This is a genomic window from Streptomyces sp. NPDC007095 (assembly GCF_040634475.1).
In the GTDB taxonomy this organism is placed as follows: Bacteria; Actinomycetota; Actinomycetes; order Streptomycetales; family Streptomycetaceae; genus Streptomyces.
Window position 1 is genome coordinate 1 of the sequence record NZ_JBEYFS010000314.1, and the last position, 10,491, is coordinate 10,491.

General features: G+C 72.0%; 5 protein-coding genes. All 5 read left to right on the plus strand.

Going from position 1 to position 10,491, the window contains the following annotated elements; genetic code table 11:
- Positions 1 to 95: 95 nt before the first annotated feature.
- A complete protein-coding gene (locus ABZ656_RS52675) occupies positions 96 to 1,289 on the plus strand; it encodes a helix-turn-helix transcriptional regulator (protein ID WP_360279140.1) in 1,194 nt (397 codons plus the stop codon).
- Between the two features lie 178 nt (positions 1,290 to 1,467).
- Positions 1,468 to 5,433 carry a type VII secretion protein EccCa gene (eccCa, locus tag ABZ656_RS52680; RefSeq protein ID WP_360279143.1) on the plus strand — a complete coding sequence of 1,322 codons (3,966 nt, stop codon included), beginning with the start codon at positions 1,468 to 1,470 and terminating at the stop codon, positions 5,431 to 5,433.
- Positions 5,434 to 5,484: 51 nt separating this feature from the next.
- Positions 5,485 to 6,891 carry a type VII secretion integral membrane protein EccD gene (gene eccD / locus ABZ656_RS52685; protein WP_101408605.1) on the plus strand — a complete coding sequence of 469 codons (1,407 nt, stop codon included), beginning with the start codon at positions 5,485 to 5,487 and terminating at the stop codon, positions 6,889 to 6,891.
- 13 nt (positions 6,892 to 6,904) lie between these two features.
- Positions 6,905 to 8,248 carry a type VII secretion protein EccB gene (gene eccB / locus ABZ656_RS52690; protein WP_360279147.1) on the plus strand — a complete coding sequence of 448 codons (1,344 nt, stop codon included), beginning with the start codon at positions 6,905 to 6,907 and terminating at the stop codon, positions 8,246 to 8,248.
- A gap of 1 nt (position 8,249) precedes the next feature.
- On the plus strand, positions 8,250 to 10,491 hold a 2,242-nt coding region (locus ABZ656_RS52695), incomplete at its 3' end, for a hypothetical protein (RefSeq protein WP_360279150.1).

Consider the following 10,491-nt stretch of genomic DNA (forward strand, 5'->3'; position numbering starts at 1 on the left):
GTTGGGAAGGGAATGCGATGTGTTCGTCGAACAGTTCGCTGGTCTGGAGGCATTGGTAGAGCTGTCGCAGCCGGGATCGACCCTCGCCGGCGGAGGTGCGGCTGCTGGCCGCCGCCGTGGGCAGCAGCGCCGAGTTCGAGCGTGCCCGGCGGGGTCTGCCGCGCGCCCTCGGCGAGAAGACCTCGGACCGGCTGCGGAACGCCGCCGCGTACGGGGACCTGGCGGGGGCTTTCGAGGCCGTGCTCGGCGAGCGGTACGTCGGGGCGGGAGACAGCACCGCCCTGCGCTATCACACCATGGTGCGCGACTACCTGACGGGAGACTGGGACCGTGCCCTGTCGACCGCCCGCCGGATCGAAGCGCGAGGCCGGGCCGACGGCGCGGGGGGCGTCGGACATTTGGCGCGAGCGCTGGCGGCCGAGATCCAGTTGCAGCGCGGGGAGGTCGGTCATGCCCGCGAGTGGCTGGATCTGATCCCCGACTCCGTCACCCATTCGCTGGTGGCCCGGGTGCGACTGCTCATCCGGTACTTCTCGGAACCCTGGGAAGAGGCGGTGGCAGGGGCATGGCGCGACCTGCGGGGGGCGCGCGAGAGCGGACAGCTCGCAGGCGTCGAGTGGCTGCCGCTGCGGGTCTTGTGGATCGGCGTGGTGGAGGACAGCCCGGAGGTGAGGCGACAGGCACTGGCGGAACTGGAGGCGCTGCACGAGGAGATGGCCTCGCCCATGACGTACGAGTCGGTGCTCCTCGGACGTGGCATGGCGAACCGCGACGCCGACAGCGCGCTGGCCGCGTACCGGTTGGTGCAGGAGCGAGGCGACGTGTATTACACGTGGCACTGCTGCCAGGTCCTGGCGGAGGCCGGCGAGGACCCGCAGCCGTGGCTGGCCGAGGCGACGCGGATCCTGCATTCGCTGGGTGTCGGGCGGCTCATCGGCATCATGCTCCGCAGGGCGGCGCGACAGCGGAACGTTTCGCTTCCCAGGCACCGTGCCGCCCGGGAAGGGCTGACCGAGCAGGACGTGCGGCTGATCGACATGGTGAGCACCGGATCCACCAACCGGCAGATCGCCGCCGGGCTGGCGTGCAGCGAGAAGACCGTGGAGCAGCGGCTGACCCGGCTCTTCCGGCGCACCGGCTGCCGCTCCCGCACGGAGCTGGCCGCGGCCTGGCTGGACGGCAGCCTGGCCCGAAGCGGTCTGGTGCCGGATGCCGGGCAGCACAGGGACGACGGGGGCCCGCCGGCGGCCCGGCCCGCCGGGGTGTGTCGGCCCCGGCCGGTGGACTGACAGGCAGTATCCGCTGTCCCCACGGACAACGTTGCCCTGCGGGAGGTATCGCGGCGCGCACCCGTTCCTAGGGTGGGGAGGCAGCCTTGCTGCGGCCACGCGGCACTTGGGCGGACGGTGCGTCGCACCGGTGCGGTGGTAGCGGGTTGAAACAACAAAGCACGCAGGAGACAGTCCGATGAGCACTGTGGTCGTGAAGCGCTCGCCTCGTGAGTCCGGCCCCGAAGCTCACGAGGGCCAGATCGAACTGGCCGAGCCTCCGGTCCTTGGCGAGCCCCCCCAGGCGGACTTTTCCTCCGTGCTGGTGTTCCTGCCCATGGCGCTCGGTGTCGGGGCCATGGTCATGATGTTCACCGTCGGTTCCCGCACCCCGACCACGTACATGATGTCGGGGATGATGGGCGTCGCCATGATGAGCATGGGACTCGGCCAGCTCGGCAGGCGAGGCGCCGAGCGGAAACGCAAGATGCGTTCCGAACGCCGGGACTACTTGCGCTATCTGACGCAATTGCGCCGACAGGCCCGGCGGGCGGCGGCCGAGCAGCGGGCGGCCGCGTACTGGAACAACCCGCGCCCCGAGGACCTGTGGGCGATGGCGGCCGGGCCGCGGCTGTGGGAGCGCAGGCCGAGCCACGACGACTTCGCGGCGGTGCGCATCGGACTGGGCGAGCGCCGCGCCAACCTGGTCTTCGTACCGCCGGAGACGAAGCCGGTGGAGGACCTCGATCCGCTGTCGGCCGTCTCGCTGAGGCGTTTCACCACGGCCTACCAGAGGGTCGCACACCTGCCGATGCCGATGCCGCTGCGCAGGTTCACCAGTGTGGAGTTCGCCGGCGACGGTTCCGCGGCGCTGGGCCTGCTGCGCGCCATGATCGCTCAGCTGGCGGTGGCGCATTCGCCGGACGAGCTGCGTATCGCCCTGCTCACCGACGCCGTCGGCCGCACCGAGTGGGACTGGCTGAAGTGGCTGCCGCACAACGCCCATCCGTTCGAGGAGGATGCCGCCGGGCCGCTGCGGCTGGTGGCGGACGACCACGACGCGCTGCTGGACCTGCTCGGCACCGACGTGACCGAACGCGCCGACCACGAGCCCGACGCCTCGCCGAGTGGCGCGGAACCGTTCGTCGTGGTGCTGGCCTACCGGGTGCGCATCCCGGAAACCTCCCGGCTGCTCGGTGCCGGCCTGCGCAACGTGGTGCTGCTGGATGCCACCGGTGCAATGACGGGCGGCCCGGAGGTACTGCGGCTGACCGCGCGGGACGGTGAGGTGGAATACGCGGCGGGGGACACCACCGTCACCGCCAAGGCCGACACACTGACGTCCTCGGCCGCCGAGGACCTGGCGCGGATCCTTGCCCCTATGCGCACCGGCGGGGGTGTCGACTTCGTCGAGCAGCCGCTGGAGAGCGACTTCGACCTCAGCTCCCTGCTCGGCATCCGCAACCCGCGCTCCTTCGACGTCGCCGCACTGTGGCGGACCCGCACCAGCCAGAGTGCCCGCCTGAAGGTGCCCATCGGCATCACCGAGGACAACCAGGTGCTGGAACTGGACCTGAAGGAGTCCGCACAGGCCGGCATGGGCCCGCACGGACTCCTGATCGGCGCGACGGGCTCCGGTAAGAGCGAACTGGTGCGAACGCTGGTCGTGGGGCTGGCGGCGACACACTCCTCGGACGTGCTGAACTTCGTGCTGGTGGACTTCAAGGGCGGGGCCACCTTCCTGAACATGGACCGCCTCCCGCACACCTCCGCGGTGATCACCAACCTCGCGGACGAACTGCACCTGGTCGACCGCATGCGGGACTCCCTGAACGGCGAGATGATCCGCCGTCAGGAGCTCCTGCGGGAGGCCGGCCACTCGTCCCTCTACGACTACGAGAAGGCCAGGCTCGGCGGCGCTCCGCTGACCCCGCTGCCGTCGCTGCTGATCGTCGTCGACGAGTTCTCCGAACTGCTCGCCAACAAACCCGAGTTCGTGGAGCTGTTCGTCAGCATCGGCCGCCTCGGCCGATCGCTGGGGGTGCACCTGCTGCTCGCCTCCCAGCGCCTGGACGAAGGCCGCATCCACCGTGTCGAAGGCCACCTGTCGTACCGGCTCGCCCTGCGGACGTTCTCCTCGATGGAGTCCCGCAGTGTCATCGGCGTGTCCAGCGCCTACGAGCTGCCGTCCGCCCCGGGCAACGGCTATCTGAAGCCCGACACCACCAATCTGGTCCGCTTCAAGGCCGCCTACGTCTCAGGCGCCTGCCCGGTCGTGCCCACCGCGACCAGGCCCGCCGAGCTGATGCAGGGCGACGAGAACGTCGTCGCCTTCGGCATGGAGCAGCGTGCGCTGGAGTCCAGGAACGAACTGGAGGCGGCCGAGGAATCCCACGGGGAGCACGCCAACCTGCTGCCCGAGCCTTCCTCGGCCGAGGAGGAAAGCCTGCTGGAAGTCCTGGTGGCCCAGCTGGAAGGGGCCGGCCCCCCGGCCCGTCAGGTGTGGCTGCCGCCGTTGGACAACTCGCCGAGCCTCGACCAGCTGCTGCCCGGCATCGTCCCGGACCCGCAGCGCGGCATGAGCGCGAGCGAGTACCCATCGCTCGGAGCGCTGCGGGTGCCGCTCGGCATGGTGGACCGGCCCTTCGAACAGCTGCGGGAACTGCTGGTCGCCGACCTGTCCGGCGCCGACGGACATGTGGCGCTCGCCGGCGCCCCGCAGACCGGCAAGTCCACCATGCTGCGCACCTTGATTCTCTCCCTGGCGCTCACCCACACCCCCCGGGAAGTGCAGTTCTACTGCCTCGACTTCGGCGGCGGCGGTCTGGTGTCCGTATCCGGGCTGCCGCACGTCGGTTCTATCGCCACCCGTCTGGAACGCGACCGCGTGACGCGGACCGTCGAGGAACTCACCCAGTTGCTCGAGGTCCGGGAACAGCGCTTCACCGACCGGGGCCTGGAGTCGATGACGGCCTACCGGCAGCTGCGCGACAGCGGCGAGATCGACGACCCGTACGGTGACGTGTTCCTCGTCATCGACAACTGGTCCACCCTCAAGCAGGACTTCGAGGACCTCGAACCGCGCATCACGGACCTCGCCGCCCGCGGCCTGTCGTTCGGACTGCACATCATCGCCTCGGCGGTGCGCTGGTCCGAGATCAGGCCCCGGGCCCGCGACCTGTTCGGCACCAAGTTCGAACTGCGGCTCGGCGACACCGTGGAGTCCGACTTCGGTTCGAAGCTCGCCGCTACCATCCCCCACCAGCCCGGCCGCGGACTCACCAAGTCCAAGCACCACTTCCTGTGCGCGCTGCCACGGCTGGACAGCTCCTCGCACCCCGACAGCCTCACCGCGGCCACCAGGTCCGCCGTCGCCGAGATCGACACCTTCTGGACCGGGCGCTCGGCTCCCGGCGTGCGCCTGCTGCCCGCCAAGCTGCCCCTCGACAAACTTCCCGCCCCCGAGGGCGATCTGCGGTTCTGCATCGGCTGGGACGAGCAGCGGCTCGCCCCCGTGTGGCACGACTTCAACACCGCTCCGCACCTGATGGTGTTCGGCGACGAAGAGACCGGCAAGACCAACGTGCTGCGCCTGGCCATCAACGCCATCACCCGCCGCTACGCACCGGACGAAGCCCGCATCATCCTCGCCGACACCCGCCGTGACCTGCTGAACGACGTCCCCGAGGAATACCGCGTGGGCTTCGCCGTGGACGGCGACAGCCTCACCCAGCTCGCCGGCAGCGCGGCGGTCTCGGTCAGCAAACGCGTCCCCGGCCCCGAGATCGCCCCCGAACGCCTTTCGCGGCGCGACTGGTGGAGCGGGCCCCGGCTGTTCGTCGTGATCGACGACTACGACCTCTACGGCAGCGGACCGGGCACCGGGTCCCCCCTCAACTCCCTGGCGCCGCTGCTGGCCCACTCCGTGAACATCGGTCTGCACATCGTGATGTCCCGCTCCACCTCCGGCGCCTCGCGCGCCATGATGGATCCGGTGCTGCGCCGCATGTGGGAACTGGGCAGCCCGGCCCTGCTGCACTCCTACCCCAAGGAGGAGGGCAAGTTCATCGGCGAGGCCCGGCCGCGGACCCTGCCCCCCGGCCGTGCGCAACTCGTCACCCGGCGTGGAGTGCGGCTGATGCAGGTCGGCCACGTCGGCACCTGACGGCCACACCGGACCCCACGGCGCCGTCGACCCCCGTCTTCCAGGAGCACTATGACCACCGCAGTTCCCACCTCCCGCACCCCCCGGGCGGTCAGCACGGAAGTGTGCCGGCTGACCATCGCCGGGCCGGCCGGCCGCGCCGATCTCGCCGTACCCGTGACCACACCCATCTCCGCCCTGATGCCGGTCCTGCTCCGTAACGTCCCCACCGATCCCGACCACGCGGTCGGCAGCTGGGGACTGCAGCGCCTCGGCGAGACGCCCCTGGATCTCGACGCCACCCCGCAGAGCGCCGGCCTGCACCATGGCGATGTCCTCTATCTGCGCCCCGCCGACGACCCGCTCTCGCAGCTGGAGTTCGACGACATCGCCGACGGCGTCTCCCACGCGATCGGCTCCCACTCCGACCGGTGGCGTCCGGAACTGACCCGCAGACTCTTCTTGGTCCTCGCCTGCTTCGTACTGGCAGGTTTCGCCACGGGCGTCGCCGTCACGGCGAGCGCCCCGTACGGAGCCATCCTGTACGCCATCGGCGCCGCCGTCCTGGGCAATGCCTGCGCAATGGACAGCCGAATGCCCGCGGACCGCGGCAGCCTGCTCGTCACCGGCGCCGGGGCCTGCGCGTTCGCCGCCCTGGCCGGATTGACCGCCGTGCACGGCACCGCGGCTCTGCTGTCGCCCGTACAGATCGACGTCGTGCTCTGCGGTGCCGCCACCTTCCTCATGTCCGTCCTCCTGTTGATCTCCCAGCGGCTTCCGCTGGCGGTGGCCGGGACGGCGCTGCTCACCGGAGCCCTCACCGCGATCACCGGCCTGCTGATCGACGCGTTCGGCTGGGACGCCCTCCGCGGCACCACCACGACGGCCGTCGTGTTCTTCCTCATCGGCCACATGGCGCCCAGGATCTCCCTCCGGCTGGCCCGTCTGCGTATCCCCCAACTGCCGCGCAACGCCGATGAACTCCAGGAGGACATCGATCCCCAGCCGGCGTCCCTCGTGAGCCGGCGCGCCGCCACCGCCGACGCCGTCCTCACGGTCATCTCCGTCGTCACCGGGCTGTTCTGCTCGGCCTCGTTCATCCTGCTGGCCAGGGCCGACGGCTGGATCGCATGGGTGCTCAGCCTGGTCCTGGCCGGCGCGCTACTGCTGCATTCCAAGAACCTGAACGCGACCTGGCAGCGCGTCCCGACGACCCTCGGCGGCACCCTCGGCCTGCTCGCCGTGGCGCTGTCGTTTGCGGGGCCTGCCTCGTCCGGCACCCGGTTCACGCTGCTGTTCGGCCTGCTGGTCGGGGCCGTGCTGCTGCTGGTCGGCGCGTGGCGGCTGCCGCGGACACGGCTGTTGCCGGTGTGGGGTCACACCGCGGACATCCTGGAGTTGCTGACCGCGCTGGCGCTGCTGCCGCTGCTGCTGCAACTGCTGCACGTCTTCTCCTACTTTCGCGCTCTGGTCAGCTGAGGAGACGGCAGCTGTGCAAAACCGACGCGATCATCTGCACGCCTACCAGTTCGCCACCGGCCGCCTGGCCTCCGCGCTCGTCTCCGGCGACCCCGGAGGCGGCGAGCCCCCCATGCGCCGGGCCGCCCTGGGCTCCATGTTCGGCATTGTGATCGCTCTCCTGCTGGTCATCGCCGCCCTCGTCTACGGGCTGATCAAACCCGTGGAGAACCCCAACGCCTGGAAGAAACCCGGCGCGCTCGTCGTGGAGAAGGAAACCGGTACCCGCTACCTCTACGTGGACGGCACACTGCACCCCACCACGAACTACTCCTCCACACTCCTGGCGCTCGGCAGCAGCGGCAGCCCCTCGGTGCAGAACGTCTCCCGTGACAAGCTGGCGGACGTGCGCCGCGGCACGCCCTTCGGCATCCCCGGCGCCCCCGAGGACGTCGCCCCGTCGTCGTCGCTGCTGACCGGCGCGTGGGCGGACTGCCTGCACCCCGATTCGGCCGGGCGGGTCCTCGACTTCGCCCCGGGCTCAGCCCGGCGCGTGGCGAAGAACCGCCGGATCCTGGTCTCGGGCCCGGGCGACACCCAGTACGTGCTGTGGGACGACCACAAGTTCGCCATCGACCGGTCCTCGCGGATCGCGCTCGGTCTGGACAACGTGCAGCCCGTCAAGGCCGACACCGCCTGGCTCGCCGCCCTGCCCACCGGCAGGGCCATCGCTCCGGCCGCCATCCCCGGCGCCGGCACCGGCGCCGGCACGGTGGGGGGCGCCGACGCGCTGGTCGGCCGGCTCTACCGCATGGATGTCAGCGGCGTCAGCCACTACTACGTCCTCAGGCAGGACGGCCTTGCCCCCGTCACCGCCACCGAGTCCGCTCTGCTCGCCGCCGCACCGGGCGGGAAGCAGCCCCGGAAGGTGAGCGCCAACGACATCGCCGCCGCCAAGGAGTCGTCCGACAACTCCCTCATGCACCGCCTTCCCGACCTGCTCCTCGCCACCGACGCCACCACCGACGGCGGCTCGGCGCTGTGCCTCCTGCGGTCCGGCGACGGCTCCGATCCGGACACCACGGTGGTGGTGCGGGAATCCGGCCGCGCGGCGGCCGCGGGCTACCGGACCCTCGTCTCGCCGGGGCACGCGGTCCTGGCCGCCCCGCCGAAGAAGAAGGGCGCCTACAACACCCCCGACCCCTACCTGATCACCGATCAGGGTGTGAAGTACCAGCTCGTCGGCAAGGCCGCGGGCGCGCTCGGCTACAGCGGCGTCAATCCGCGGGTCCTGCCGTCCGCCGTCCTCGACCGGATCCCCACCGGCCCGCTCCTGAGCACGGCCAAGGCTGTCGGCGCCATCCGCGGAGCGAACTGAGATGGCACGCCAGTCCGGGGACCGCCCCGTCCCCCGAACCGAGTTCGGGCACCGCCTGTCCGCCGCACTGGCGAGCGCGGCCGTGCGCACCGGCGGACCACCACTGGAGTCCAGGGACGTCGGCAACGCCCTGCTGTTCCACCCGCGCGGCTTCGTCGACAGCCGTGCCCTGACCTTCGCGGCGCAACTGGCCGCCGACCCCCAGCACACCCTGGTCGTCCTCGACCTGCCCGCCAGCCCGGCGGAGACCGTGTGGGAGACCCTCGCGCGGGCCCTGGACCGCCGGGGCGACAGTTTCCGCCTCGTCCTTGGGCGCGGCACCCGGGAGGACGTCAAGCGCACCGCGCAGTGGCTCGCCGACCGGCTGGGGCGCCTGGTGCTCGCGCCCGACGGAGCCGTGCTGCCCGCGGCCGGCGGCGCGTTGTTCATCCCCGCCGAAAACGGCCTGGGCTGGCTGCGCTACCGGCCCAACTCCTCGTCGCACCCCGACTCGCGGCGCTTCCCCAAGCCGCAGTGGGAGTTCTCGGTACCCGACCGGGTATGGCCCACCGGAGCGGGCGGCATGGTCGAGCCGCTGCCCGGCGGCGTGTGGATCCGGGGCACGTGGGAGAACGCTGCCGTCGGCGCGGCCACCCACCGGCAGCAACTGGTCGACCTCCTCGTCGGCAATCCCGATCTGATTGCGGTGGCGATCGGCAGCCCGGGGACGTCCGCCCTGCCGCTGGAGGAGATCTCCGCCTTCTGGAACACCCTGCCCACCAGCGCCCGGCCCCTGGTGCGATTCATCCCCTTCGGCCCGGTCGCGATCCCCGACGGGGCACCGCTCGGACAGGCCCTCGCCGACCTGCTCGGACAGCGGATCGCCGTCTACGCCGGCATCCCGGCACCCGGTGCGGACGGCCACCCTGCCGAGATGCGCACCCTCCAGCGCAACGGGGCCCTCGGCTGGCGGCCGTACGCCGACGAGTTCGGCTTCACGCCGCGTTCGTACTCCGGTGGCTCGGCCATGCCGCCGGTCCCGCTGAACACCCGGGTTCCGGTGGGCGCCATTTCCGCCGTCGCGCCCGGCGTCTACCAGTACGCGGCCGATGTGGTCCTGGAGATCGTGCAGAGCGGCCTGTGGGTACGGCCGCCGACCGAGCCCCGCGACGGCCACGCCGTACGCTCCGCTCCGGCCGACCCGGCGTACCCGGTCGTCCTGTACGAGGACAGCGACCCGATGGCAGCCGACCGCATGCGGTTCACCGCTTACGAGTTGCTGCGCGGCCTCGACCCGTCGTTCGGCGAGCGCAGCCGCATCGTGCCCGCCAGCGAGGCGGGCCGCTTCCCCGACGGCTATCCGCTGCCCATGGCCGGCCCGGCGCTGACGGGGAGCCAGGGAGCGTCGCTCGCCGCGGCCGGGCAGGCCAGCGGCCGCGTCCTCGCCGATCCGGCGACAGGGCAAGGCGCCCTGCCACCGTCCTCGGGAGACCGGGACAGGTGGACGGACGAGTCGCGGCAGGCCCCGCCTGCCGGCCCCGCCCACGGGCCGGAGCCCGTGCCGCGGTGGGAGTCGTCCGCTCCGCCGGTGGCCGGGCCGTTGACCTCGCAACCGGATTCCGGTGGGCCGGGGTGGCAATCGGCCGCGCCGCCGACGGCTCGCCCCGTGTCCGGCCCCGACGTCCCCGCGGCCCCCACCGTGGCGGCCCGGGACGCCGCCCCGCAGACGCCGCGGCCGCCCGCGCCGCCTGCTCCCGGTCCTCCCGTACCTCCGTCGGTCCCCACGGCTCGGGACGCTGTCCCGCAGGTGCCACCGTCTCCCGCGCCGCCCGCCCCCGTTCCGCCGGCTCCGACGGCCCCCCCGCCGCCGTCGGAGCCGGCCGATCCCTCCCGACCGCAGCCGCCAGTGCCCATCTGGCCGGTCTCGGAGGAGTCCTCGCCGCCCGAGCCGGTCGCATCCCCGTCGCCGTCGGCGGCGGATCCCACGCCGACGGTGCTGGACCTTCCCCTGCAGCCGGACGCGCCCGCTCCCACGTCACCGGCGCGGACCGACCCGCAGCCCGCCGCGGCCACGCCGGGGTTTGCGCACATCCGGCTGGAGGCGTCCACCCCGGAACCGGTCGTGCCCAGGTCGCAGTCGCCCGCTGGATCCGGAAGCGATACCGGATCCGGACTCGGAGGCGACACCGGTCCCGGACCCGGTCCCGAACCCGGACCCGGGGTCGGTCCCGGCGCCGGCCCGCGACCTGAGCCGGCAGCCGCCC